Here is a 26,807-nt window from a genome sequence, read left to right as displayed (position 1 = left end):
TTTTGTGCAAGCACAAGTGGAGGAAGACTTATGACACTTATATCATTATATCATAGGATATGAAATTTCCCCATAATTTCAATATGAGTAAAAAAAGAAAGATTTATTCGAAAGTGAAAATATTGAAAGTATCTATTATTGTTAGCGGAAAAAAATTGTTTTATAATAAATGACAAAGGGAAAAAGTTTCGGGTTGTGTATTTATGCCATGATCTTCGAGCTTCTTAACCCACAAGAGATTATATAGTTTAGAGGAGGAAGTTTTATGGGACTTTTGCAGGTTGCTGCGGGTGCGATCAATACCGTTCTTGCCGATCAGTGGCGTGAATACTTCTATTGCGACTCAATGAGTGAGAACGTTCTGATGAAGAAGGGAACACCTCGCAAGGCAAAGAACAATTTCAACACAAAGGGTTCTGACAATCTTATTTCAAACGGAGCTGTGATCGCTGTAAATGAGGGACAGTGCATGATCATCGTTGATAACGGTGCGATTGTTGAATTCAGTGCTGAGCCGGGACAGTTTACATGGGATTCATCAACAGAGCCTTCTATTTTCTACGGCGGACTCGGTAAGGGAATTATCGATTCCTTCAACCAGTGGAAAAAGCGTGTGGCATTCGGCGGTGATACAGCCACAGATCAGAGAATCTACTTCTTTAACACCAAGGATATCATCGGAAACAAGTACGGAACACAGAATCCTATTCCTTTCCGTCTTATCGACAGGAACATCAATCTTGATGTAGAGTTCGGAGTACGCTGCCATGGTGAATACAGCTACAGACTCTCAGATCCTATTCTTTTCTACAAGAAACTCTGCGGCAATGTAACAGATGAGTTCACACGTGACCGTATCGATTCACAGCTTAAGTCTGAGCTTCTTACAGCTCTTCAGCCTGCATTTGCAGATGTATCCGCCAAGGGCATCCGTTATTCAGAGCTTCCGGCTCATGCAGATGATATTGCTGCAGCTCTTAATGTACATCTTACAGAGACATGGGGAAAGAACTACGGCGTAGAGATCGCTGCCTTCGGACTCAGTTCGGCAACCATCTCCGATGAGGATGCTCAGAAGATCCAGACCCTTCAGCTCAATGCCACACTTCGTGATCCTAGTATGGCAGGTGCTACACTTGCAGCTGCTCAGGCTCAGGCAATGAAGGATGCTGCCAACAATACAAGCACAGGTCCTATGATGGCATTTGCCGGCATGAACATGGCAAACATGGCAGGCGGCATGAACATGAACAATCTTTACGGCATGGCTCAGCAGAATCAGATGCAGCAGGGTCAGATGCCTCAGGGAGCTCCTATGGGCCAGGCACCTCAGACTGCTCCTCAGGGAGTTGTAGGTGCAGCAGGTGCGACAGGTGGAGCTGAAGCTCCTAAGATGCAGGCAGGAGGCTGGACATGTGAGTGCGGAAGCAGCAATAACGGAAACTTCTGTACCAACTGCGGAAAGCCAAGACCAAAGCCGGCTAACTGGTTCTGCCCTGAGTGCGGAACAGAAAATACAGGTAATTTCTGTACAAACTGCGGCACCAGGAGACCTTGATTGGTTTAGGTATTAAAAGGTAATACACTATGTGTGAAATCGGGTAAGAGAGAAGCTCCGAACCCGATTTCACTTTGGATGTAATATGTAACTTCCTGCAAACAGGTTGAACAGGTGACAGATTTTGACGAAAAAACCCTGAATCGGAAGATTCAGGGTTTTTCTGTTCCTAGACGGACTCGAACCGTCACTACAGGCGTCGGAGGCCTGCGCTCTATCCTGTTAAGCTATAGAAACAATATTAAATTGAAATATCAACTGCCTAATTATAAGGCATAAAGTTCAAAAATACAAGCCGTGAATAAACGTAAGTAAAATTCTAATAATCAAAATGAAAGTGATATTTTTTAATATTCTTTTAATTGAAATAAATTTTCGCTCATGCTATGATAATTCAAGAATTTAATTTCGTTTTTTTGTTGTGTTTGCAATTTGACACTTTGAGAGGAGAAAGCGATGCAGGAGGATTACATTACTAAAATTCGTTCAGCATATAATCAATTTACCAAGGCTGAGAAAAAGGTCGCAGATTATATTTTGGCAAATCCGAGACAGGTGCTATTTATGTCTATTTCTGATCTGGCCGAAGCCTGTGATGTTGGTGATACATCTGTTTTCAGATTTTGTAAGACCATGAATGTAAAGGGATATCAGGAATTCAAGATGATGCTGTCTCTTAGCATGAGGTCCAATGATTCTTCACTTTCAGTCACAGAGGACAAGACCATTACATTGGAAGATGATATAGCTGAACTTGCCAAGAAGGTTCTTTCTGAGAATATCTCCGCTATTCAGGAAACATATTCTCTTATCGACAGCAAGCAGATGACTGAGGCCATGAATGCTCTTACGGATGCAAAACGTATAGTATTTTTCGGAGTCGGAACCTCTATGCTTACTGCTATGAAGGCCATGAACAAATTCCTTCGTATCGAGCCTAAGGTGGCATGTAATATGGATGCTCATATGCAGCTTATTATGGCCTCCACTCTTACCAGCAATGATGTAGCACTTATTTTCTCATATTCCGGTTCCACAAAGGATACTGTTGAGATTGCAAAGTCTGCAAAGAAGGCCGGAGCCAGAACCATAGTTATCACCAGGTTCACGAAGTCACAGCTTACCCAGTATGCGGATATTCTTCTTCTTTGCGGTGCCAATGAGGGTACCCTTCAGGATGGTTCAACTTCCGCGGAGATTTCCCAGCTTTTCCTTGTGGATGTAATGTACAGTGAGTATTACAGGAGACACTACAAGAAGTGCAAGCCCACCTGGGATAAGACAAGGGATGCGGTGAAGGACAAGAACTATATGTGATTTCAGTTTAGAGGGTTGCGGGTGCGACCCTCTTTTTTCGTGAAAATGCGGTGGGGTGCAAAATGATACGGAAAATGCGGCGGGACATGTCCCTGCCGCATTTTCCATGCATATGTAGTGTGCCTCATACATCCGATAAAGAGCAGGCAGTTCTTTCAACAAGTAAGACTTAGTGCAGTTAACACGGAATTTTCTGAAATCAGTCTTCTTTGTTCATGGTTTTTCGGATTTCTTCTATCTTGTCGCGGTATTTTGCGGCGTCTTCGAAATTGAGCTCGGCAGCTGCGGCACGCATCTTCTTTGTGAGTTCTCTGATCAGTTTATCGAGTTCCTGATGAGTCATGGATTCGATATCCTTCTTGAGTCCGTGCTTTTCGTCGTCAATGTTGGTTGCCTTTGAAATAGCTATAAGATCCGCAACGGCTTTCTTTATGGTGGTAGGGGTGATGCCGTGTTCCCTGTTGTATTCCATCTGAACTTTACGACGGCGTTCTGTTTCTGTAATGGTACGCCTCATGGAGTCGGTAATGTTGTCGGCGTACATGATTACATGGCCTTCGGAATTTCTGGCAGCTCTTCCTACTGTCTGTATAAGTGAGGTTTCTGAACGGAGGAAGCCTTCCTTATCCGCATCCAGGATGGCCACCAGTGCAACTTCAGGTATATCAAGACCTTCTCTCAAAAGGTTGATTCCCACAAGTACATCAAATTTATCGAGACGCATATCACGTATGATGGAGGCACGCTCCAGGGTATCTATATCCGAGTGGAGATACTTAACGCGAATGTCTGCGTCCTTAAGGTATTTGGTGAGATCTTCAGCCATTCTTTTGGTAAGGGTGGTGACGAGGATCTTGTTTTTCTTTCTGGTTTCTTTTTTGATCTCGGATATAAGGTCATCGATCTGGCCCTTTGTGGGACGTACATCGATCTCGGGATCAAGGAGACCGGTAGGTCTGATGATCTGCTCGGCTCTCATCAGCTCGTGTTCACCCTCATAATCACCCGGGGTCGCTGAAACGAAAAGCATCTGATCCACCTTCTGCTCGAACTCTTCGAAATTCAAGGGTCTGTTATCGAGAGCAGAGGGGAGTCTGAAGCCGAAATCCACAAGGGTGGTCTTTCTGGAGAGATTACCGTTGTACATACCTCTTACCTGCGGAAGGGTAACATGGGACTCGTCTATAATTATCAGGTAATCATCCGGGAAATAATCCATAAGTGTATAAGGCGGTTCTCCGGGCTTTGCAAAGTTAAGGTGTCTTGTGTAATTCTCTATGCCGGAGCAGAAGCCTGTTTCTTTAAGCATTTCCACGTCATAATTGGTTCTTTCGGAAATACGCTGTGCCTCAATCAGCTTATCATTGTCCTTAAAGTACCTGACTCTTTCCTCAAGTTCCGAAAGTATGTTTTCACAGGCAAGGTTAAGCTTTTCCTGAGGGATGACATAGGGGCTTGCGGGGAAGATCATGATGTGTTCCATGGTGGCCGTCGCTTTGGCGGTGAGAGCATTGATACGGGTTATACGGTCTATTTCATCACCGAAAAACTCAACTCTGTAGGCTTCTTCACCTTCGCTGGCAGGAAATACATCAACCACATCTCCCATAACACGGAAGGTGCCGCGTTTAAAGTCCATATCGTTTCGGTTGTACTGAATGTCTATGAGCTGCCGTATAAACCGGTCTCTGTCCTTCTGCATTCCCGGGCGAAGAGATATGGCCATATTGAGATACTCTGTCGGAGCACCGAGACCGTATATGCAGGAAACCGATGAAACAACGATGACATCATCTCTTTCTGCAAGGGAAGCCATGGCTGAGTTTCTCAGCTTGTCGATTTCATCGTTAATGTCTGAATCCTTTTCTATATATGTATCAGTAGAAGGAACGTAAGCCTCAGGCTGGTAATAATCGTAGTAAGACACAAAGTATTCAACCGCATTCTCGGGAAAAAATTCCTTCATCTCCGAATAGAGCTGGGCTGCCAGTGTCTTGTTGTGGGAAATGATAAGAGTCGGTTTCTTTACGGCCTGAATGACATTTGCCATGGTAAAGGTCTTTCCTGAACCTGTGACACCAAGCAGGGTCTCAAACTGATTTCCATCCTTGAAACCGGACACCAGAAGGTCTATGGCGTTTGGCTGGTCACCTGTGGGGGCATAATCAGAATGTAATTTAAAGTCGTGATGTTCCATGATTCCATCCTTTAGAGAGATTATTAAAAAATAAAGAGGATATAAGTGTCATAAGTCTTCTCCGTCTCGAGAGAGTAAAAGGAGATGCAGGCTGATGAACTTTTTGACAATCACATCATAGCATATATATCAGTGTATATACAGTTTGCCTGTTAGAGATAACAGGACAGGATTATCCTGCATTCAGCATTTCAGGGCGAAAAAGTCTCCTGACCTTAGTCCCCGGAACAATTGCCTGTTTATATTTAGCTTTCCTGAGGACAGGAGCTTTATGCCGGATCCCGGTTAAATCTACTGTAAGTGAAGAGTCTCGTGTCTTGAAATTTACCTGAAAGTGATAACAGTCATATCGGAAATATATTTGTACTATCAGAATGGCTCGGTATTATAATATATATAAGAGTTATGACGACAAAATATGTATGATGCTTGTGAAGTTCTCCGGTGTTTCATCCGGCTACGGGAAAAGCGTCATGAAGGTTAGTGAAATAAAGGAGAAAAACCTATGAATTTTAAAATAACAACTATTCCGGGAGACGGCATAGGCCCTGAGATCGTGGCAGAAGCCCGGAAGGTCCTTCTGAGGGTTAGTGAGGTTTACGGACACAGCTTTAGCTTTGAAGAGGTACTTATGGGAGGCTGTTCCATAGATGCTTACGGAGAACCTCTCACAGATGAGACCATAGAGAAGTGCAAGGCTTCGGATGCAGTTCTCATGGGGTCCATCGGAGGAAAGGTTGGTCAGTCAAAGTGGTACGAACTTCCACCTGAGAAGAGACCCGAGGCAGGTCTTCTGAAGCTTAGAAAGTCTCTGGGACTGTTCTGTAATCTGAGGCCTGCACACCTTTATCCTGAGCTTAAGAAAGCCTGCCCTCTTCGTGAGTCCATAGCCGACAAGGGCTTTGACGTCATGATGGTAAGAGAGCTTACGGGAGGTCTTTATTTCGGTAAGCGTAAGACAGAGGTTGTGGATGGAGAAGAAGTCGCCATAGATACATTGGAATACCACGATTATGAGATAAGACGTATAGCAAAGAAGGCTTTCGAAATTGCCATGAAGAGAAATAAAAAGGTGACTTCGGTTGATAAGGCCAATGTTCTCGATTCCTCCAGATTGTGGCGCAGGATTTTTGCAGAGGTTGCCGCAGATTATCCGGAGGTGGAGCTTGAGAATGCACTTGTGGATTCTACTGCCATGCAGCTTGTAAGAAATCCGGCACAGTTTGACGTGGTTGCAACCGAGAATATGTTCGGAGATATACTTTCCGATGAAATGGCTGAGATTGCAGGATCCCTCGGTATGCTTCCTTCAGCATCTCTCCGTGAAGACAGCTTCGGCCTTTATGAACCCTCAGGAGGATCGGCTCCTGATATTGCCGGAATGAATATCGCGAATCCTCTTGCAACCATTCTTAGTGCTGCCATGATGCTCAGATACTCCTTTAATCTAACGAAGGAAGCTGATTCCATTGAGAATGCTGTGGCAGAAGCATTGGCACAGGGATACAGAACCGGAGATATCATGGATGACAGCGCAGAAGGACTTAAAAAGCTTCATACCGACGAAATGGGAGATAAAATAGCAGAGCTTATAAAGTGAATTGCATCTGTATTAATACATAAAAATATTTTATATACTAGATAAAGCAAAATGGTGCTATATTATGGTCATGTCCGGGAGGAAAGATAATAAATAGAAGATATAACCTGTTGTTATCGTTGCCTTGGCTAATTCTTAAATATTAGTTTTTTTCAAAGGAGATTATGAAGATGAGCAGAGTTTACAATTTCAGTGCAGGACCTGCAGTTTTACCGGAAGAAGTTCTTAAAACTTGTGCAGCAGAGATGCTTGATTACCATGGATCGGGTATGTCAGTCATGGAGATGTCACATAGATCCAAGGAGTATGAGAACATTCTGGATACGGCAGAAGCTGATTTTCGTGAGCTCCTTTCTGTTCCCGATAATTACAAGGTACTTTTCCTTCAGGGTGGAGGAAACACACAGTTCGCCATGGTTCCCATGAACCTGATGAAGAATAAAGTTGCTGATTACATCGTTACAGGTCAGTGGGCAAAGAAGGCAGCCAGGGAAGCCGAGATGTACGGTAAGGTTAATATCGTTGCAAGCTCTCAGGACAAAACCTTTTCATATATCCCGGACTTAAGTAACCTTGATATAGATGATGATGCGGATTACGTATACATTTGCCAGAACAACACGATTTACGGCACCACAATTAAGGAACTCCCCAACACAAAGGGAAAGACACTTGTTTCAGATGTTTCTTCCATGTTCTTAAGCGAACCTATGGATGTTTCAAAGTACGGTGTTCTCTGGGGCGGAGTTCAGAAGAATGTAGGTCCTGCCGGCGTGACCATAGTTGTTATCCGTGAAGATCTCATCACAGAGGATGTTCTTCCGGGTACTCCAACCATGCTTCGTTACAAGACACATGCAGACAACAAGTCACTTTACAATACACCTCCTTGCTACAACATCTATGTATGCGGACTTGTGTTCAAGTGGTTAAAGGAAATGGGCGGACTCTCTGTTATGAAGGAGAGAAACGAAGAGAAGGCAAAGATACTCTATGATTTCCTTGATGGTTCTCAAATGTTCAAGGGTACTGTTGTTCCCAAGGACAGATCCCTTATGAATGTTCCTTTCATAACAGGAAATGAAGAACTGGATAAGAAGTTCATTGCAGAGGCTTCTGCAGCAGGATTCAAAAACCTTAAGGGTCATCGTACAGTCGGCGGTATGAGAGCTTCCATTTACAATGCCATGCCTAAGGAAGGTGTTGTAAAGCTTGTGGAGTTCATGGATAACTTCGAGAAGAACAACAAGTGAGGAGAGTAAAATGAAAGATCGTGAAATTTTTTGCCTTAACAATATAAGCCGTGTTGGAACAACAAAATTCCGTAAGGGCTACACACTTGTGGATCAGATCGATAATGCTGCAGCTGTACTTGTACGTTCAGCTGATATGAAGTCTATGGATTTTCCTGTTACCCTCCGTGCCATCGGACGTGCAGGAGCGGGAGTAAACAATATTCCCCTTGATAAGTGCGCAGAGCAGGGAATCGTTGTATTCAATACTCCCGGTGCCAATGCAAATGCCGTTAAAGAGCTTGTGGTAGCAGGACTTATGCTTGCAAGCCGTGATGTAATAGGCGGAGCAGAATGGATCAGGCAGAATGCAGAAGATCCTGATATCGCAAAGAATGCTGAAAAGGCAAAGAAAAACTTTGCGGGAACCGAGATAAAGGGTAAAAAGCTGGGAGTTATCGGACTCGGAGCCATCGGTGTACTTGTTGCCAATGCTGCAGTCGATCTCGGAATGGATGTCTACGGATATGATCCGTATCTGTCTGTTAATTCCGCATGGAACCTCAGTCAGAAGGTACATCATGCAGCAGTTGTGGATGAAATCTATGAGAAGTGTGATTACATCACTGTTCATGTACCGGCCCTTGATTCAACAAAGGGAATGATCAATAAGGACTCCATCAGCAGAATGAAGGATGGAGTACATATCCTTAATTTTGCCCGTGACACTCTGGTAAATGATGATGATATGGCTCAGGCTCTCAATAAGGGTAAGGTAAAGACCTATGTCACTGATTTCCCTAATGCTAAGTCGGCAAACATGCATGGTGCGGTGGTACTTCCTCATCTTGGGGCTTCCACAGAGGAAGCAGAGGATAACTGTGCGGTAATGGCTGTGGAAGAGGTTCAGGATTATCTTGATAACGGTAATATCCATCATTCGGTAAATTTCCCGGATACAGATATGGGAGTCTGCCAGAGTGGAGGAAGAATTGCGATTCTGCACAGAAACATCCCTAACATGCTGGGACAGATAACAAAGGCCCTTGGTGACGCCGGTATAAACATTGACGGCCTTCAGAACAAGTCAAAAGGCAATTACGCATATACTCTTATGGATATCGATCAGCATTTAACAGATGACGGTCTTGAGAATCTCGGAAAGATTGAAGGAATTCTGAGAGTCCGTAAGGTTAAGTAATATAGTGTGGATGCCTGACAGGCTAAGTAAAATATAAGAGAATAGAATAGTATAGTATAAAAAACGCTGCACCGAATTTGATATGTGCCCTCTTTACCGGACAAACCGATAAGAAGGGTACATATCATTTGTGGTACAGCGTTTTTTTGCACTTTGATTTATTAAAATTATTTAAAATTACGATATAAGCACAATAATTCTTTATAATTATAAGTAATAAATATGAATATTCAGTTGATCTTTAAAGCAGCCAAAAACATTAGTTTAACAGAGTTTCCACATGGTTGATCCATGAAACCTAAGGTAGCCGGATCATGGATCATTTAGTAATCGGGAGGATCGAATATGATATCATTTGACGCATTATTGTATCTTGTTCCTGTTCTTGGCTTCTGTGCATTGATCTTTGCAGGATTTCAGTCAGGACGTGTTGCCGGTGCTGAAGAAGGAAATGAAAAGATGAAGGAGATCGCAGGTGCGATTTCCGAGGGGGCGCATGCTTTTTTACTCGCTGAATACAGGATACTTATTCTGTTCGTAGCGGCTCTTTTTGTACTTATAGGTTTTGGAATAGGCTCCTGGCTTAGTGCAGCCTGTTTTCTTGCCGGGGCATTCTTTTCTACTCTTGCGGGCTTTTTCGGTATGACCATAGCAACCAGGGCAAATGTACGTACAGCCAATGCCGCCATGACGAAGGGAATGGATTCTGCTCTTCAGATAGCCTTTGCAGGCGGATCTGTCATGGGAATGTGTGTTGCAGGTTTCGGCGTTCTGGGAATTTCGGCCATATATATTTTTACAAAGGATGTGGGGGTTCTATCAGGATTTTCTCTTGGAGCAAGCTCCATAGCGCTGTTTGCCCGTGTTGGCGGAGGAATCTATACTAAAGCTGCGGATGTTGGTGCAGATCTTGTAGGCAAGGTGGAAGCCGGGATTCCGGAGGATGATCCGAGAAATCCGGCTGTTATTGCGGATAACGTAGGTGACAATGTAGGTGATGTTGCAGGTATGGGAGCAGATCTTTTTGAATCCTATGTGGGAGCTCTGGTATCCGCCCTTACTTTGGGAATAGCGGCCTTTTCGGAAGGTCAGGGAGTGATATATCCGCTTCTGATAGCAGGTTTCGGACTCGGGGCTGCAATATTCGGATCATTGTTTGTGGGAAAAGGAGACAGAAAAAAGAAGATATCCACCGAAGAAACCGCAGATGAAGAAAAAAATGAGGATGAAAAAGTATTGAATCCTCATAAGTCACTTAATCGTGCCAGCTTCATAGCAAGCGCAGTAGTGTTCGTTGTTTCTGTTCTGGCCAGCTTTCTTATATTCGGAAGCATCAGGGCTTCTGTACCTGTCATAGCCGGACTCATAGTGGGAGTTTTGATAGGCGGAGTTACGGAGTTTTACACTTCAGGTGATTATAAGCCTGTAAGGGAGATAGCAAAGGAATCGGAAACCGGAGCCGGAACGAATATAATATCCGGACTTGCTGTGGGCATGAGGTCTACGGCTGTTCCCATTATACTTATATGTATAGGGATTTTTGTTGCTTATACAGCCATGGGTCTGTACGGAATAGCACTTTCAGCCGTCGGGATGCTGAGCACGGCGGGAATAACAGTTGCAGTGGATGCCTACGGTCCCATTGCGGACAATGCCGGCGGAATCGCAGAGATGTCAGGTCTTGATGAATCCGTGAGAAGCATAACCGATAAGCTTGATGCTGTGGGAAATACAACCGCGGCCATGGGGAAAGGCTTTGCCATAGGATCTGCTGCTCTTACAGCATTGGCACTGTTTGTTTCCTATGCTGATTCTGTTAATCTTTCAAGCATCAACATACTGGAGACGAGAGTGACCATCGGACTTCTTATAGGAGGTATGCTTCCCTTTATTTTCAGCGCCTTCACCATGAATTCGGTGTCCAGAGCGGCCTATTCCATGATTGAGGAAGTTCGCAGGCAGTTTCATCAAGATCCGGAAATCATGGAAGGAACAAAACGTCCGGACTATAAGTCATGTGTCGGTATATCAACAACGGCTGCTCTTCGTGAAATGATAATTCCCGGTGTGCTTGCTGTGGCAGCTCCGCTTCTTACAGGACTTTTACTGGGAGTGGCAGCTCTGGGAGGCCTGCTTGCGGGTGCACTGGTATCAGGAGTCATGCTGGCCATATTTATGTCAAATTCCGGAGGTGCCTGGGATAATGCAAAGAAGTATATAGAGGATGGTAATAACGGAGGTAAGGGCTCCGAGGCCCATAAGGCAGCTGTTGTAGGCGATACTGTGGGTGATCCCTTCAAGGATACTTCAGGGCCATCCATAAATATTCTCATAAAGCTTATGACGGTCATATCACTTGTTTTTGCTCCGCTGTTCATCTCTGTGGGCGGAATATTGTGAAACCTGTTTATGTCTTTTAATTCGAATTTGATAAGTTCATATTTAGGATATACAATAATCAGTCGGAGGGATTTCCTCCGGCTGATTCCGCGTTGGCCGTCAAGCTGATTTCAGACGGACCATTCGGAATTTAACATTCAACAAGAGAAAGGAACAGGTAGATCATGGCAGTAGTAAAACCATTTAAGGCTATACGTCCAAACAGAGAGGCGGTCAGTGAGGTGGCGGCACTTCCCTATGATGTTTATTCAAGGCAGGAAGCAAGAGAAAAGGTTAAGGGCCATCCCCTTTCTTTTTTGAATATAGACAGACCTGAAACCCAGTTTCCGGAAGACTACGATATGTACAGCCGGGAGGTATATAAAAAAGCCTCCGAGATGCTGAACTCCGAAATAGAAGCCGGCATTTATGTAAAGGATGAGGTACCCTGCTATTACATATATGAACTCACCATGGATGGACGTACCCAGACGGGTATCGCTGCATTAAGCTCCATAGATGATTATCTCAGCAATGTCTGCAAGAAGCATGAGAATACTGTGGAAGAGAAGGAGCAGGACCGTATAAGACATGTAGACAGCTGTTCATGCCAGACGGGGCCTATATTCCTTGCCTATCGTGAAAGAAAAGAAATTACAGAAATAGTTGATTCTGAGAAACAGAAGGCTGCTCTTTATGATTTCGTATCAGATGATAATATACGCCACAGAGTATGGAAAATAGATGATGATAAGCTTGTTTCAAGACTTATGACGGAGTTTGCATCGGTACCTGCCACCTACATTGCTGACGGACATCATCGTGCGGCAAGTGCTGTAAAAGTTGGACTTATGCGCCGTAAGGAGCATCCTGATTACACAGGAGAAGAGGAGTTCAATTTCTTTCTTTCTGTTCTGTTTCCGGACAACGAGCTTAAGATAATGGACTACAACCGTATTGTTAAAGACATAAGAGGACTTGCCCCTGAAGACCTGATGCTCAGCATAGAAGAAAATTTTGTTGTATTCAATGTGAAGGAAGCATTTGTACCGAAGGTTAAAGGTGAGATGCTGATGTATATTTCGGGTGAATGGTTCCTTTTAAGAGCCAAGGATCAGGTAGTGGAGGAACGTAAAAATGATCCTGTGAGATCCCTGGATGTTTCCATACTTCAGGACCTTATTCTGTCACCCCTTCTTGGAATCAGGGATCCGAGAACCGACAAGCGTATCGAGTTTGTGGGCGGTATCAGGGGCATAAAGGAGCTTGAGAAGAAAGTAAGTCAGTATACATACGGTCATGTGATGGACGGAACCATTGAGGAAACCGGTCCGGCAGTTGCTTTCCTTATGCATCCCACAGGAATAGACGAGCTGATAAATGTTGCGGATCATCAGCTTCTTATGCCGCCAAAGTCCACATGGTTCGAGCCAAAGCTACGGTCAGGAATATTTATCCATGAATTCGAAAGATAAGGAAAGCCTTTCGGATGATTTTTTTGAAAAATAAGAAGAAAAATACTTTTTTTGTGAAGTTATGCTTCACATCCATTTCCTTGATTTTACGTCAGTGCTTCTTTATAATTAAAATAACTGTTAAAAGCAGTAAGTATAACTTCATATCAGGGGATGGAGAATTAAATGGATAATAATAACAGCAAAGGTAATGACGGGAAGAGATTTAATCATTCTAGCCAGACATTTATCATTTTGATCATAGCGGCGGTTATTACTTTCTTTGTATACACATTGATAAGAGGATTTTTCGTATCCGGTGTGACACAGGAGGTAAGCTATACGGAATTTATTTCCATGATTGATGGAAATCAGATTTCCAGAGTAGAGTGGAGAGATTCGGATATTACTATCTATCCGAAGGCGACAGTTGATAAATCTAGTATTGGCGACGCTCCCAACATGGATCAGTACAGCCAGTACCTGAATCAGATGAACATCAGATATTTTGTTGTTCCTATCAATGCTGATGCTGAGAATCTTGTGGACCGTATGCTGCGTCATAACATTGATATATATAAGTCGAAGCCGGATAATTCGGGATATATCATGGAAGCCATGATAAGCATAGTTATTCCTTTCGTACTTATCTTTATCATTATGAATATGACCATGCGCCGTATGGGTAACGGTGGCGGCGGTATCATGGGGGTTGGTAAGTCAACTGCCAAGATGTATATGCAGAAGGAAACAGGAGTTACCTTCAAGGATGTGGCAGGTGAGGACGAGGCCAAGGAATCCCTGGTGGAGATCGTAGACTTTCTCCATAATCCGACAAAGTATACTGCCATCGGCGCCAAGCTTCCGAAGGGTGCCCTTCTTGTGGGACCTCCCGGAACAGGTAAGACTCTTCTTGCCAAGGCTGTTGCCGGAGAGGCTCAGGTTCCTTTCTACAGCCTTTCGGGTTCCGATTTCGTGGAGATGTTCGTCGGTGTAGGTGCCAGTCGTGTAAGAGACCTTTTTAAGAATGCCACACAGTCCGCTCCCTGTATTATATTTATAGATGAGATCGATGCCATAGGTAAAACAAGAGATACACGTTACGGCGGAAATGATGAGCGTGAGCAGACACTTAACCAGCTTCTTTCAGAGATGGATGGTTTCGATGCCTCAAAGGGAATCATGGTCATGGGTGCCACCAACAGACCTGAGATTCTCGATCCTGCCCTCCTGAGACCGGGACGTTTTGACAGACGTATCGTGGTTGAAAAGCCTGATCTTAAAGGACGTGTAAACATCCTGAAGGTTCATGCAAAGGATGTCCAGCTGGATGAGACAGTTGATTTTAATGAAATCGCCCTTGCCACCTCCGGCGCAGTAGGAGCTGATCTTGCAAACATGATGAATGAAGCTGCTATCACAGCTGTCAAGCATGGACGCAAGAAAGTATCCCAGGCAGATCTTTTTGAAGCGGTTGAAGTTGTACTGGTAGGTAAGGAAAAGAAGGATCGTATCCTTTCACAGGAAGAGAGACGTATAGTTTCCTATCATGAGGTTGGACATGCCCTTGTATCAGCTATCCAGAAGGATGCCGAGCCTGTTCAGAAGATAACCATTGTTCCGAGAACCATGGGAGCTCTCGGTTATGTAATGCAGGTTCCGGAAGAAGAGAAGTATCTCAACACAAAGGCTGAGCTTCATGCCATGCTTGTGGGATATCTCGGCGGAAGAGCAGCTGAGGAGATTGTATTTGATACAGTTACAACAGGTGCATCCAATGATATAGAAAAGGCAACTAAACTTGCCAGAGCCATGGTTACCCAGTACGGTATGACAGAAAAGTTCGGACTTATGGGACTTGCCACTCAGGAATCTCTGTATCTCAATACAGGACGTTCTGTTATGAATTGTGGAGATGATACTGCCACTCAGGTTGATATCGAAGTTATGCGCATACTTAAGGAGTGCTACGAAGAAGCTAAGGATATCCTCAGCAAAAACAGATTTGCACTTGACCGCATAGCCGAGTATCTTATCGAGAGAGAAACCATAACCGGTAAAGAATTCCTTCACATTCTTCATGACGTTCAGAAGGAGGAAGACAGAAAGCTTCATCCTGAGAAGTATGCGGCAGATTCCGAAACAGCCCCGTCAGTGACAGGAGAAGATGCAGTATCGGGATCTTCGGAAATGGCAAATGCTGATGAAACTTCAGCGACAACCGAAGCTTCTGCAGAAGGCGGTAAGACACCATTTGAAGAAGTGAGAGCCATGTATGCAGCTCAGGAAGTTACTGAGCAGGCAGAGCTGAATGAGAATTCAGAGGGTCAGAAAGAAATATAAACAGTCCTGAAAAGGATATAAGAGTGTCGGGAGCGAAATGCACCCGACATTTTTCGTGATAAGACCGTCAAACGCTGCATTGGGCGTTATGCTTGCATAAAAGACCAATGCAGGACTTGACGGGCAACGCGAAATCGACCATCTTTGATGGGAGATTACCGTGATAAGACCGTCAAACGCTGTATTGGTCGTTATGATATAATTAGTTAGGTTTATCTCTGTCAATGCAGAACATAAAGACATCTGTAGGTGCTATTCCCAGCTTTAAACATAACATGGCGATGGATTTTAATGTGATGGGTTTATCTGTCCTCAGTTTTTGGATCAAACTGGAAGAGATATCCATTTTGGTGATCAGATCGTATTGAGATAGTTTCTTCTTTTTCAGAGTACGCCAGAATGGTGCATAAGATATTATGTCGTCATAAGATGCCGGTTCGAATAAATTGAGATCCATAATTACTTCCTTTTAACTATTGGACAAGTTTTATGATAAAACTTTGGGGTTTTGATATTGATTAATATATAATCAATATTCTATTGCTGCACATGCATCACTTGGAGGCTGCAAATCCTTTTGCATCGCCTTACGTTTTGCGGTTGCCTAAGCAGTGCTTAGGATGACCGGTAATTGATAACAGGCTCTCCCGGCTCACCTGTCTGTCAATTAACTGCTTTGAATAATTATAAATTTTGATGCATGATGGCTATTATAAGGGGATACATATTATGTTTTCTATGGCAAAGATTTTTATAATTTTAACACTGTTATGTGTCAGTGTGACTATAATTATATCTGAATGGGAAAGAAGTAAACTGAAAGTTTATAAGTATATTATTTCATCTCCAAGACTGAAATCAGAGCATAAATTTGTATTTATATCGGATCTTCATGAAAAAGAATTCGGAAAAGATAATGAGGAACTGATAAAAAAAATAGATGAACTTAATCCTGATTTTATACTTATAGGCGGTGATCTCATAAGGTCACATAAGGTCCATGAAAACAGAAAATATAAGGACAGAGACTCAGTCAAGGTCAGTATAAAGCTTCTTGAAAAGCTGGAAAAAAAGTATAAAATATATTTTTCCTATGGTAATCACGAACAGCGTCTGTTTCAGAAAGCGGGTTTCGATGATTGCAAAGACACTGTAAAATATGATAAATATATACAGGACATTTCAAAAGATCGTGCAGAAGAGCTGAAGAGTGCACTTCTAAAGGTTTGTGTGCTTGATAACAGCTCTGTTTCTTTTGAGGATTTTGATATAACCGGTATTTCACTCCCTATGAGATATTACACTCCGCTTTTTCTTAGAAAGGGTGAAGAATTGACTGAAAGTCAGATTACAGGAATGGCAGGCACACCTGACGGGGATAAGTTCCATATTGTGATGATCCACACGCCTATGCATTATAAAAATGTAATTGAATATGGTGCGGATCTGGTTCTTTCGGGTCACTATCACGGAGGAACTGTATATATTCCGTATTTAGGAGCCCTGATGACACCACAGTATCAGTTTTTTGTCAAAGAAAGTGCCGGAGAGCATAAATATAAAAACGGGACACTTATAGCCAACCGCGGACTTGGGACCCATTCAGTAAACATCAGAATCAATAACAGACCGGAGATCAGTCTGATAACACTTAAACCCGGGGAATAGTAATATGCCTGAAATCACATATAAACTTGATAAATTTGAAGGTCCCCTTGACCTTTTACTGCATCTTATCGAGAGGGATAAGATCGATATATTTGATATTCCCATAGTTCAGATCACTGCAGAGTATCTGGATTATGTCAGCCATATGGAAGAGGAAAATCTGGATATAGTTTCGGATTTCCTTGTTATGGCCGCAACCCTTCTTGAAATAAAATCAAGGATGCTTCTTCCGAGAGAGGTTGATGAAGAGACCGGTGAGGAAGTAGACCCGAGAGCAGAACTTGTGGCGAGACTTCTCGAATACAGAAAATATAAGCTTATGGGACAGATCCTTCAGGAAAGGGAGGATGATGCAGACCGATACTACTATAAAGGACCTACCATTCCAAAGGAGGTTGAAAAGTATGTACCGCCTATAGATCTTGATGATCTTTTGAAAAAGGTGACCCTCGAAAGTCTCAAGACTGTTTTTGAAGATGTAATGAGACGTAAGGAAGATTCTATCGATAAGGTACGTTCAAAGTTCGGTGTCATCAAGAAGGAAAAGATTTCTCTTGAGGGACGTATACGTGATGTACTTAAATATGTCAGAGGACACCATAAGTTTTCTTTCCGTCATATGATACGAAAGAAAAAGGATAAGATGGATGTGGTGGTAAGTTTTCTTGCCATTCTTGAGCTTATGAAGATGGGACGTATCACCTTGGTTCAGGAAACCCCCTTCGGTGATATGGATATAACCGAGGTACTGGATCCCAATCAGTCGGATGAAGATCTTGATCTTACAAATCTGGAGGACTTGTAATCAATGAGTAAAAATGAACAATTGAGATTACCTATCGATGAGGATCCGGAGCTTGATTCCATAGAGAAAAAGCTTGCCATGGAAATCGACAGAGAGTTCAATGATGAGCTTACCCAAGAGGAAAATATAGTAGAAGCTCTTTTATATACAAAGGGAAATTCCGTAAGTCTGGAAGAGATAAAGACAGCCCTTGACTGCGGCGAAAGACCTGCAAAAAAGGCTATTGAAAGACTTATGAAGAAATATGAAGAGCGAAAGGGCGGAATCATCATACAGATGGTTGCCAATCACTATCAGATGGCAACAAATCCCGAGTGTTTTGATGCTCTTATAAGAGTGGCCAAGCATCCCAAGAAACCTGTGCTTACAGATATTATCATGGAGACTCTTGCCATAATCGCGTATAAACAGCCTGTTACCAAGGCTGAAATTGAAAGGGTCAGAGGTGTTTCATCGGATCATGCTGTCAATAAGCTGGTTGAGTATGGCCTTGCCTATGAGGTGGGACGTCTCAATGCTCCGGGAAGACCTGCACTGTTTGCCACTACTGAGGAGTTCCTGAGAAGATTCGGCATAAGCTCTCTTGATAATCTTCCGAATCTTAATCCTGAGATGGAGGAAGAAATAAAGAAGGAAGTCAATGATGAGGTGGTTGACATCATGGGGGCGGCTCAGCCTGATGATTCGGATGAGGAAGCAGATGAAGAAACATTGACACAGGAAGAAGTTACCGCTCCGGAAGCAAAAGAAGAATCTTTAGAAGAGGAAGATAATAAGGAGAATTATGGAGAAGACAATTAAGATAAAGTATCATTCACAGGAAATCGAAAAGCTTGAGTATATTGCAGGAAAGAGTGACTGGATCGATCTTAGAGTTGCTGAAAATGTCAGCCTCAGAAAAGGGGATTTTAAGCTAATCAGCATGGGCATATCACTTCAGGTTCCCGACGGATATGAGATGCTTCTTGCCCCAAGAAGTTCAACATTCAAGAATTTCGGACTTATACAGACTAACTCTCTCGGAGTTATTGATGAAACATACTGCGGTGACAATGACATAATCCGTATGCCGGTTTTCGCCACAAGAGATACGGAGCTTCATGTGAATGACCGTATCTGCCAGTTCAGGATCATTGAGCACCAGCCTCATATCGTATTTGATGAGGTTGAATCTCTCGGAAACGAAGACAGAGGTGGATTTGGTTCGACAGGCAAGAATTAAAATCAGGTGACGTTTTTCAAGGGGAATATATAAAGCAGGGACTTTAAAGTCCAAAAGTGATTGATATATAAAGTTGGGGATTATTGATAAAATGTCAGAATATAGCATTATCATAAAACGTATTTCCATAGGTATGATGCTTGGACTCATGCTGCTTCTTACGGCATGTTCTTCGAAAAAGGTTGATGAACTGAGACTTCAGGGTATAGAAGAGCTTCAGAAGGCCAAGTATGAAAAGGCGGTTGAAACCTTTAATGAGGCTATGGAGTTAAGTGACGGAAAAGTAGGTGAGCTTCAGTTTGACATACTGATGTACAGAGCAGAGGCTGAATACATGAGCGGAGACCTGGAAGCTGCCGAAAAGTCACTCAAAACTCTCAGAGAAGTGAATGGAGATAAAGATGAGTACATCAAATTTCAGGCACAGCTTGATGCCAAAAGGATGGTAAAGGAGGCTTCTGAGGCACTGGATGCAGGTGATACCGATACCGCCAAAGAAAAAATTGATGGAGCGGAAGCTCTGGGTATCAGGAATGACAGGGATTTACAGTATGACAAGGTGGTTTATTATGAGAAAACCGCTCAGTGGGAAGAGGCTTATAATGAAATAAAGGCCTACCTAAATCAGTATCCTGATGATGAGGATGCACAGAGAGAAGAAAAGTTTCTTTCCACAAGAGTATCTGCCCTGGAGAAAAATGAAGCCATGATATCCGGATGATCTCCCTGTTATATCTGATATAGCCGAAAAAGCTTTTTTTTGATGCCCGATGCTTGCATGCATCGGGCTTTTTGATTATACTCGGATGTAAAAGTTTGAAATTTAACGATCATTCTTTTTACGGATCAAAACAGTTCCTGAAAACCTGAACTTTTTCGATCTCGGCGGCAAAAATATATTTTTGGCAGGAGGCCACTGATGAAAGCTTACACACAGATGACAAAAGAAGAGCTTCAAAAGGAGCTTGTGGAACTTAAGAAAGAGTACGCAAGATATCAGGCTATGGAGATGAGTCTTGACATGAGCCGTGGTAAGCCATGCAAGGAGCAGCTTGATCTCAGCATGGGTCTTATGGATGCTCTTACAAGTGGAGCCGATATGTACTGTGAAGACGGAACCGATTGTAGAAATTACGGCGTTCTGGGAGGTATCGATGAGGCAAAGGTGCTTCTTTCGGATATGATGGAAAACAATCCGGACAATATCATTATTTACGGTAATTCATCATTGAACGTAATGTATGACTCCATCTCAAGATCCATGACACACGGTGTAATGGGCAATACTCCATGGAGCAAGCTTGATAAGGTTAAGTGGCTCTGCCCTGTACCCGGATATGACAGACATTTCGGTATCACTGAATATTTCGGTATAGAGATGATCAATGTTCCCATGACTCCCACAGGTCCGGATATGGACATGGTTGAGAAGCTTGTAAAGGAAGATGAAACTATAAAGGGAATCTGGTGTGTTCCGAAGTATTCAAATCCTCAGGGATACAGCTATAATGATGAAACTGTCCGCCGTTTTGCAAGACTTCAGCCTGCTGCCAAGGACTTCCGTATTTATTGGGACAATGCTTACGGTATTCACCATCTGTATGACAAGAATCAGGATTATCTTATCGAGATTCTTGCAGAGTGTAAGCGCGCCGGTAATCCTGATATGGTATATAAGTTTGCTTCCACATCAAAGATTACTTTCCCGGGTTCCGGAATCGCCGCACTTGCAACATCATCCAACAACCTTGATGATATCAGAAGTCAGATGAAGCATCAGACCATCGGATATGACAAGGTAAATCAGCTTCGACATGTTCGTTTCTTCGGTGACATCCACGGTATGGTTGAGCACATGCGTAAGCATGCGGAAATCATCAGACCTAAGTTTGAGATGGTTGAAAATGTTTTTGCTAAGAATCTTGAAGGCCTGGGAATCGGAGAGTGGACAAAGCCAAACGGAGGATACTTTATCAGCTTCGATACTATTCCGGGATGCGCAAAGTCTGTAGTGGATCATTGCAAGAAAGCAGGAGTAAAGCTTACGGATGCCGGAGCTACCTTCCCTTATCATAAGGATCCTGAAGATACAAACATACGTATCGCTCCTACATATCCTCCTCTTGATGATCTGAAGACAGCAGCAAATCTTTTCACACTTTGTGTAAAGCTGGTTTCTGCAGAAAAGCTCCTTTCTTCAAAGACAGGAGAGGATATCAGGAAACTCGATGCCGAGAAGCCGGAAGAAGTAATCGCTGAGGCGGCATCAGATAAGTGATTTTGACTTTTCCTTTAGGCTTTATTAAACGGAATGATATACGCCGGATATAAAGAAGGAATAAGTAATAAAAAAAGTGTTTCCACAGCGGAAACACTTTTTTTATAGCTTAAAAATTGAAAAGCTCAGCTGAGAAGATTTTTCACAACGAATGCATAAATCTCCTGATTTTTTTCTCCCCATTTGGCACACATGCGCTCTGCGGAATCCTTGTCCGGAACATTGATATCAAGGGCATAAAGAATATTGTTTTCTTCCCTTACCTCGGCATGAACGATGTAATCGCCGGTTTCAGTCTCGTAATAATCTGTGTAGTTCGAAGACTCCTGACGTAGCTTCATCTTGTTTTCCTTCAGGAACCTGTTCATATCTTCCACTGCGCCGGAAGAGATATCGTTGCCGAAAAGCTCAATGGTATTGGATCCTTCCTGGGTGATTTCATATCTTGTGGACTTTTTGCTTGGATGCGTTTTGATAAGCCCCGCATCGTCCAGATCCGAGATGGCTTGTTGAAGAGTAAAATATGTAGTATATTCGTAATCCAGAAAAAAACCGCTCAGTTGATTATTTGTTAAAGGGTAATTTACGGTCTTTAATAAATAAAGAATCATTAGTTTGTATAATGTAAGTGGTTCTGTTATCATACTTATATTTCCTTTGTTAATATATTGTCTGATTATGATATCAAGAAAACAGCTGTATTTCAATGTTCATAACCGCATAAGCTTAGTGAAATAGCGCCAAACCTTGAAATTTACTTTAACAAGGTCTTTTTCTGTGTTAATATATACTTTCATGGAGATTTTCCAGGAGAACATATAGAATGAAAGAACGCATAAATAAACTTGCACGGGGGATAGTTGAGCTTGACAGACCGGTTCTCAAATTGAGTGATACATCATTCAAGGGTACTGTTGATATCGGTGAGCTTGCAAAATTTGAACTCATTATATATTCAGAAAACGGAATACTGTTAAAGGGACTTATATATTCTGATAATCCACATGTCACTGTACAGAAGGATGCTTTTGGAGGCATACGTTCTCTCATCAGATGTGTAGTAGATACACGTAAGATGAAAGATGGTGACAAGATCGAAGGCCAGCTTTATATCGTATCGAACGGAGGCGAGGTAAAGGTGACCTATTCTTTTGATGTCCGTTCATCATATAAATCCAATGAAATTATTTCGGGGCTTCATACAGCGGAAGATTTTGCTGCTTTCTGTAAAGAAGACCCTGATTTTGCTGTGCGTGTTTTTGATTACGATGATTTTAAAGAAGCCGGATTCATGCATGATTCAAGGCTTTATACCATATACCAGGGATTGAAAAGCGGACACGACAGAAAGATCGCATTAGAGCAGTTTCTTTCTGCAATAAATCAGGAAAACAGAGCTTCAGTGAATTCAGAAGCCTGTGAGTGCAGAGCTGAATCATCGGAGCATGAGGATTCATCAAAGCTTCAGGATGTTTTTGCCCTGGAGGTAGATGACAAACCGCTTATAGAAAAGGCCGCCGGAATTTGTATAAGAGAAGGCGCTACAGATAAGATGGCATTTGATATTTATCAGAGAGCCATAGAAATGGGCTCCAATATTACCCGTCTTTATGAGTATTATATGTTTGCCATGCCTAAGGGATGGAGCGGCAGACTCCCCAGGGAAGTCTATCTGTACTTTGATTATGAAAGCACTATGGAAGATAATATGAAGCTTCCGCTTTACTACAATATTCTCATGAATTTTTCGGAGTCGGATGACGTTTATCAGAGGTATGAGCATAAGATACAGAGCTTCGCCATAGACAAACTGCTTAAATCGGCTTTTAACAAACGACTCAGTGTAATTTATGACAGGATGATCCTTTCTGATATGATCGATGAAAGGATAGCTTCGGTTCTTCCGGCTATACTTCGTTCATGCAGGGTGACCACAACTGATCAAAGAATGAGTTATGTTGTGATCAAGTACAGAGAGCTCAACAGAGAAGAGGTCTATCAGTTAAAGGACGGATCCGCCTATGTTCCTGTATTCTTTGACAACAGTGAACTTCTTTTCCAGGATGATTACGGTAACAGATATATCGATGTAGAACATAGTCTGACCCGTATCATGCACAAGGAGGATCTTGAAAGGAAGTGCTTTGAGATATTGCCTGAGCATGCCATGCTTAAGCTTGTCAGGGCCAAAAAGATCGCAGAGAAGGGTATCAGGACCATAGATCAGCTCAGACTTATAGAACAGGTGGCGGCTGATATGGACATTTCAAGACCTTATCGTTCATATCTTGAGCATGCGGCACTTATATATCATGAATCCTTTACAAAAGATTCAGACAGGCTTATTGATGATTCAGATATCACGTTCTTAAGAAACATTGATATCACAAGTCATAATGATGAGGACAGAGATATTCTTATCAGGACATATATAAAACTCAATCTTTTTGAGGATGCCTACGAGCTTTTGCTTCAGACTGAAGATTCCGGAATAAAGCGTCAGTATCTTGAAAAGCTTGGACGTTTTCTTATTAATGATGAGAAAGTCTCACATTCAAAGGATGTCATGCTGCTTGCCCGTAAGATCTTTAAGATGGGTACAAGCGATAAGGATATCCTGAATTACCTTCTTAAGGAGTACAACGGAATTTCCGCTGATATGATCGCTATACTCCGTCAGGGAATAAAAACCAAGGCCGATACTGAAGACATGACAGAAAGACTTCTGGCTCAGATGCTTTTCTGCTGGGCTGAAGATGGTCTTGACGATGTATATCATATATACAGAAAACAGCCTAATACACAGAATGTCCTGATACGGGCATATATCACAAAGCGTGCTATAGATTATTTCATCCATGGACAGAAGATATCAGATGATGTTTTTGAAGACATTTATGGAATCGTCAGGGATGAGAGGATAAAAGAAAGAGTACCTATGATATATCTTCTTGCCATGTCAAGGCATATGGCAGAGAACAAGAAACTGACCGGTGAAGAAAAGATGGTCTTACAGGATGTTATCGATTTTCTTATTCAGAAGAAGCTGGTGTTCAAGTATACAAGAACATTGAGTGATGTAATTCGTATCCCGGATTGGGTAATGGATAAATACTATATAGAGTATCATGGGGATAAGTATGTAAGACCTACACTCCAGATGAGGATACTTCCGGATGAACAGGATTTTGAGGAAGAAGAGATCAGCAGAGTCTACCAGAACATTTATGTTCGGCCCATTACTCTTTTCTCCAGAGAGAAGGCGGAATACCAGATCTTTGATGAAACAAGAGGAGAAGATGTAGCGGATAGCGGCACCATCAAGGCTGATAAATGTGTGCGCCATAAGGGAGATACCTTTGATATCCTGAATGAGATGTCCGACCTGCTTGGTCTGGACAACGACAGGGAGCTTCGCGAAGTCATGCTTCGCTATGTGAAAAATGAGTCGGTTATCGATGAGCTTTTTACCAAAGAGTTGATCGAAACAAAAGATAAGGAGCAATAATTAAGTGAATCGCTATATTGGAATTTCACTAAATGATGATTATACGTGCATCTGCATAAATGATAAAACAGTATCGAGGTTTCAGCCGACTGTTATCGCCAAGGACAAAACAGAGGACAAATGGACCATCGGAGAGGATGCCTACAAGGCAACTCTTGCAGGTTCCGGAGTCATCGTGGACAAGCTGTTAAGTCTTCTTGAAAAAAACGGTACTGCCACCATTTCCAGGGTTAAATACAAGGCGATAGATATTCTGGCCCGTTATTTTCGTGAGCTTTTAGGCAAGGACAGCAATAAGACCGAAGATGACATCGTGGCCATTACCATAAGAAAGCCCAACCGTGATATAGTGAGTAAGCTTAAGGAAGCTATGATAAAAGCAGGGGTGGCAGAGGATAATGTCTACATCATGAGTCATACCGAAAGCTTTGCACATTTTGTTCTTGATCAGGACAATAGCCTGTTTAACCGTATGGTGGGCATGTTTGAGCTTAACAATCAGTGTCTGTACTACTATGAGATGCATGTTTCAAGAGGTACAAAGCGATATGTTATGGTAGGTTCTGAAGCGGAGGATGAGGCATTTAGTCTGGATATACTGAAAACCACTTCGGGGGGTAAGATTGCAGATAAGATACTCACTACAGTGGCGGACAGAGTTATGAACAACAAATCATATTCAGCTGTATTCCTGTCCGGAAGAGGTTTTCAGGATACCAATTTTGCCACAAATTTCATGAACTATATCTGCAAGAGAAGAAGAGTTCTCATAGAGCCCGGAATGTTTGCCATTGGTGCCGAGATATGTGTCAGGAACAAGGCTGAGGGAAAGAATGAAGAGTACATGATACTTTGCGATACACGCTCAAGAGCAGATGTTTCTGTCAAGGTTACTCTGAATGAGAAATCGGAGACTCTTCCCATTGTCCGCGCTGGTGAAAGCTGGATGGATACAAGCTCTTGCTATGAGATGATACTTGATGATCAGGATTACATTGATTTTCAGGTAACATCCATATCGAAGCCTCAGAGACCTTTGAGACTGCGCATGATGCTTGATACATTTCCTGAGAGAGACAAACGTACAACCAGGATACGTATGTCCACGGAGTTCACAGATGCCGACACCCTTAAGGTGACTGTCAGGGATCTGGGGTTCGGAGACATTTTCCCTGCCTCGGATAAAGAAATTGTAGAAGAAATCGATTTATCGGAAAAATAACGATAGGAAAAATTCATGGCTTTACTATTATGTAATAAGGGTGCGAGACATCCGTTTTACTATGAACAATTAGATATTGATCTATGGTCGATTCAGGAGCTCAGCTATGTGATCTACAGATATCCCGTTATCATTCCTTCGGAATTTGTTGATCATAAGCTCACTGCATGGCTCAGAGATGAGCTTAACATGGGGATACTTGCCGCCAGACTTGAGCAGTTCATGATGGCGGGGGATGACGGCAATCAGGAAAGACTGCTCCTCATGATACTCAGGGAAAGCAACTATTATACTCAGGCTGAGATATCACGCTTTGAGAGTGAATACAAGAAACTCAAAAATATTGAAAGACATGTATTTTTGAATATGCTTGGGGATACATACTTACGTATGGGAAAATACGGTAGAGCTATAGAAGCCTACGAGGAATCATTCTTTTTGAATACGGATTTCAATGTAGAGATGAAACTTGCCGGAACTTATGTTACAGTAATGCAGTATCAGAAAGCTTCCGATCTTTATGAGGAGGTTTTTATCGCTACAGGTTCTGATGAAGCCCTGAAAAAGCTGTATTTCATAAGTAAGCTTGAGCCATCCGTCGATACCATAGAAAAGTATATCGAAAATATAGGCGTGGATATGCTTGCAAACTGGGAACTTCTGTATAATGAAGTACAGGCTGTCGCCGAGCAAAGTGACAGAGTCAGAGAAATACATGAGATATATCAGAAAAATCGTTCCGCATTCCGTGAACATTCAAAAATCATGATCCTGAAATGGAAACGTGAATACCGTGCGAAAATCTGAATACTAAATATAGAAA

The 26,807-nt window shown here is 42.6% G+C and carries 20 protein-coding genes and 1 tRNA gene; 17 read left to right on the top strand and 4 right to left on the bottom strand.

The genetic code is table 11. The annotated features are described in order from the left end of the window. The first annotated feature begins 265 nt into the window (after positions 1-265). On the top strand, positions 266-1,558 hold the full coding sequence (locus T515_RS00825; RefSeq protein ID WP_036606464.1) for an SPFH domain-containing protein: 1,293 nt from the start codon (positions 266-268) through the stop codon (positions 1,556-1,558). A 164-nt stretch (positions 1,559-1,722) separates the two neighbouring features. Here T515_RS00825 and T515_RS00820 read toward each other — a convergent pair. Continuing rightward, positions 1,723-1,795: transfer RNA gene (locus T515_RS00820), tRNA-Arg, on the bottom strand. Between the two features lie 219 nt (positions 1,796-2,014). On the opposite strand from T515_RS00820, the gene T515_RS00815 reads away from it, so the two are divergent. Further along, the gene (locus T515_RS00815; protein ID WP_036606462.1) at positions 2,015-2,875 is read left to right on the top strand and encodes a MurR/RpiR family transcriptional regulator; all 861 of its coding nucleotides are present in this window, start codon (positions 2,015-2,017) and stop codon (positions 2,873-2,875) included. Between the two features lie 199 nt (positions 2,876-3,074). On the opposite strand, the gene uvrB is transcribed toward T515_RS00815, so the two are convergent. Further along, complete coding sequence (gene uvrB / locus T515_RS00810) at positions 3,075-5,072, bottom strand: excinuclease ABC subunit UvrB (protein ID WP_036606460.1); 1,998 nt, start codon at positions 5,070-5,072, stop codon at positions 3,075-3,077. Positions 5,073-5,577: 505 nt separating this feature from the next. On the opposite strand from uvrB, the gene leuB reads away from it, so the two are divergent. From leuB to ftsH, 6 genes are all read left to right on the top strand, one after another. After that, positions 5,578-6,672 (top strand): 3-isopropylmalate dehydrogenase, encoded by a 1,095-nt coding sequence (leuB, locus tag T515_RS00805; protein ID WP_036606458.1) that lies wholly within the window; start codon positions 5,578-5,580, stop codon positions 6,670-6,672. Positions 6,673-6,842: 170 nt separating this feature from the next. Continuing rightward, a complete protein-coding gene (serC, locus tag T515_RS00800) occupies positions 6,843-7,925 on the top strand; it encodes a 3-phosphoserine/phosphohydroxythreonine transaminase (RefSeq protein ID WP_036606457.1) in 1,083 nt (360 codons plus the stop codon). A 10-nt stretch (positions 7,926-7,935) separates the two neighbouring features. Continuing rightward, positions 7,936-9,105 carry a phosphoglycerate dehydrogenase gene (locus T515_RS00795; protein ID WP_036606455.1) on the top strand — a complete coding sequence of 390 codons (1,170 nt, stop codon included), beginning with the start codon at positions 7,936-7,938 and terminating at the stop codon, positions 9,103-9,105. A gap of 345 nt (positions 9,106-9,450) precedes the next feature. After that, a complete protein-coding gene (locus T515_RS00790; RefSeq protein WP_036606453.1) occupies positions 9,451-11,505 on the top strand; it encodes a sodium-translocating pyrophosphatase in 2,055 nt (684 codons plus the stop codon). Between the two features lie 164 nt (positions 11,506-11,669). Beyond that, the gene (locus T515_RS00785; protein ID WP_036606451.1) at positions 11,670-12,959 is read left to right on the top strand and encodes a DUF1015 domain-containing protein; all 1,290 of its coding nucleotides are present in this window, start codon (positions 11,670-11,672) and stop codon (positions 12,957-12,959) included. Between the two features lie 165 nt (positions 12,960-13,124). Further along, positions 13,125-15,281 carry an ATP-dependent zinc metalloprotease FtsH gene (gene ftsH / locus T515_RS00780; RefSeq protein ID WP_081832599.1) on the top strand — a complete coding sequence of 719 codons (2,157 nt, stop codon included), beginning with the start codon at positions 13,125-13,127 and terminating at the stop codon, positions 15,279-15,281. A gap of 202 nt (positions 15,282-15,483) precedes the next feature. Here the strand turns inward: ftsH and T515_RS00775 are convergent, their stop codons facing one another. Then, positions 15,484-15,738, bottom strand: coding sequence for a helix-turn-helix domain-containing protein (locus tag T515_RS00775; RefSeq protein ID WP_081832598.1), 255 nt, complete (start codon positions 15,736-15,738; stop codon positions 15,484-15,486). Positions 15,739-16,061: 323 nt separating this feature from the next. Here T515_RS00775 and T515_RS00770 point away from each other — a divergent pair, with 323 nt between their 5' ends. The 6 genes from T515_RS00770 (at position 16,062) to T515_RS00745 (ending at position 21,254) form a co-directional block, all read left to right on the top strand. Continuing rightward, positions 16,062-16,949, top strand: coding sequence for a metallophosphoesterase (locus tag T515_RS00770; protein WP_197026376.1), 888 nt, complete (start codon positions 16,062-16,064; stop codon positions 16,947-16,949). 4 nt (positions 16,950-16,953) lie between these two features. Further along, positions 16,954-17,754, top strand: a complete 801-nt coding sequence (locus T515_RS00765; protein ID WP_036606447.1) for a segregation and condensation protein A — start codon at positions 16,954-16,956, stop codon at positions 17,752-17,754. 3 nt (positions 17,755-17,757) lie between these two features. Continuing rightward, the gene (scpB, locus tag T515_RS00760) at positions 17,758-18,555 is read left to right on the top strand and encodes an SMC-Scp complex subunit ScpB (protein WP_242839298.1); all 798 of its coding nucleotides are present in this window, start codon (positions 17,758-17,760) and stop codon (positions 18,553-18,555) included. After that, positions 18,539-18,976: a dUTP diphosphatase gene (locus T515_RS00755; protein ID WP_036606445.1), complete on the top strand. Its 438-nt coding sequence runs from the start codon at positions 18,539-18,541 to the stop codon at positions 18,974-18,976. Before scpB ends, T515_RS00755 begins: the two co-directional genes overlap by 17 nt. A gap of 91 nt (positions 18,977-19,067) precedes the next feature. Continuing rightward, on the top strand, positions 19,068-19,697 hold the full coding sequence (locus tag T515_RS00750; RefSeq protein ID WP_051671289.1) for a tetratricopeptide repeat protein: 630 nt from the start codon (positions 19,068-19,070) through the stop codon (positions 19,695-19,697). Between the two features lie 198 nt (positions 19,698-19,895). Next, positions 19,896-21,254, top strand: a complete 1,359-nt coding sequence (locus tag T515_RS00745) for an aminotransferase (protein WP_051671288.1) — start codon at positions 19,896-19,898, stop codon at positions 21,252-21,254. Between the two features lie 125 nt (positions 21,255-21,379). Here T515_RS00745 and T515_RS00740 read toward each other — a convergent pair whose 3' ends face one another. Beyond that, positions 21,380-21,898, bottom strand: a complete 519-nt coding sequence (locus T515_RS00740; protein ID WP_036606443.1) for a DUF4364 family protein — start codon at positions 21,896-21,898, stop codon at positions 21,380-21,382. A gap of 179 nt (positions 21,899-22,077) precedes the next feature. Here T515_RS00740 and T515_RS00735 point away from each other — a divergent pair, with 179 nt between their 5' ends. The 3 genes from T515_RS00735 to T515_RS16210 are packed head-to-tail and all read left to right on the top strand — an operon-like array spanning position 22,078 to position 26,791. Continuing rightward, positions 22,078-24,762 carry a DUF5717 family protein gene (locus T515_RS00735; RefSeq protein WP_036606442.1) on the top strand — a complete coding sequence of 895 codons (2,685 nt, stop codon included), beginning with the start codon at positions 22,078-22,080 and terminating at the stop codon, positions 24,760-24,762. Positions 24,763-24,766: 4 nt separating this feature from the next. Continuing rightward, positions 24,767-25,984 (top strand): DUF5716 family protein, encoded by a 1,218-nt coding sequence (locus T515_RS00730; protein WP_036606440.1) that lies wholly within the window; start codon positions 24,767-24,769, stop codon positions 25,982-25,984. 15 nt (positions 25,985-25,999) lie between these two features. Then, positions 26,000-26,791 (top strand): hypothetical protein, encoded by a 792-nt coding sequence (locus T515_RS16210; protein ID WP_155988217.1) that lies wholly within the window; start codon positions 26,000-26,002, stop codon positions 26,789-26,791. Positions 26,792-26,807: the final 16 nt, after the last annotated feature.

This window comes from Oribacterium sp. P6A1, from assembly GCF_000702885.1.
In the GTDB taxonomy this organism is placed as follows: domain Bacteria; phylum Bacillota; class Clostridia; order Lachnospirales; family Lachnospiraceae; genus Oribacterium.
This window is presented reverse-complemented; position numbering and strand designations above follow the sequence as displayed.

Excerpts from the sequence above, each read along its gene's own strand:
- T515_RS00825 (WP_036606464.1), top strand. The coding sequence starts at position 266 with ATGGGACTTTTGCAGGTTGCTGCGGGTGCGATCAATACCGTTCTTGCC.
- T515_RS00815 (WP_036606462.1), top strand. The coding sequence starts at position 2,015 with ATGCAGGAGGATTACATTACTAAAATTCGTTCAGCATATAATCAATTT.
- uvrB (WP_036606460.1), bottom strand. The coding sequence starts at position 5,072 with ATGGAACATCACGACTTTAAATTACATTCTGATTATGCCCCCACAGGT.
- leuB (WP_036606458.1), top strand. The coding sequence starts at position 5,578 with ATGAATTTTAAAATAACAACTATTCCGGGAGACGGCATAGGCCCTGAG.
- serC (WP_036606457.1), top strand. The coding sequence starts at position 6,843 with ATGAGCAGAGTTTACAATTTCAGTGCAGGACCTGCAGTTTTACCGGAA.
- T515_RS00795 (WP_036606455.1), top strand. The coding sequence starts at position 7,936 with ATGAAAGATCGTGAAATTTTTTGCCTTAACAATATAAGCCGTGTTGGA.
- T515_RS00790 (WP_036606453.1), top strand. The coding sequence starts at position 9,451 with ATGATATCATTTGACGCATTATTGTATCTTGTTCCTGTTCTTGGCTTC.
- T515_RS00785 (WP_036606451.1), top strand. The coding sequence starts at position 11,670 with ATGGCAGTAGTAAAACCATTTAAGGCTATACGTCCAAACAGAGAGGCG.
- ftsH (WP_081832599.1), top strand. The coding sequence starts at position 13,125 with ATGGATAATAATAACAGCAAAGGTAATGACGGGAAGAGATTTAATCAT.
- T515_RS00775 (WP_081832598.1), bottom strand. The coding sequence starts at position 15,738 with ATGGATCTCAATTTATTCGAACCGGCATCTTATGACGACATAATATCT.
- T515_RS00765 (WP_036606447.1), top strand. The coding sequence starts at position 16,954 with ATGCCTGAAATCACATATAAACTTGATAAATTTGAAGGTCCCCTTGAC.
- scpB (WP_242839298.1), top strand. The coding sequence starts at position 17,758 with ATGAGTAAAAATGAACAATTGAGATTACCTATCGATGAGGATCCGGAG.
- T515_RS00755 (WP_036606445.1), top strand. The coding sequence starts at position 18,539 with ATGGAGAAGACAATTAAGATAAAGTATCATTCACAGGAAATCGAAAAG.
- T515_RS00750 (WP_051671289.1), top strand. The coding sequence starts at position 19,068 with ATGTCAGAATATAGCATTATCATAAAACGTATTTCCATAGGTATGATG.
- T515_RS00745 (WP_051671288.1), top strand. The coding sequence starts at position 19,896 with ATGAAAGCTTACACACAGATGACAAAAGAAGAGCTTCAAAAGGAGCTT.
- T515_RS00740 (WP_036606443.1), bottom strand. The coding sequence starts at position 21,898 with ATGATAACAGAACCACTTACATTATACAAACTAATGATTCTTTATTTA.
- T515_RS00735 (WP_036606442.1), top strand. The coding sequence starts at position 22,078 with ATGAAAGAACGCATAAATAAACTTGCACGGGGGATAGTTGAGCTTGAC.
- T515_RS16210 (WP_155988217.1), top strand. The coding sequence starts at position 26,000 with ATGGCTTTACTATTATGTAATAAGGGTGCGAGACATCCGTTTTACTAT.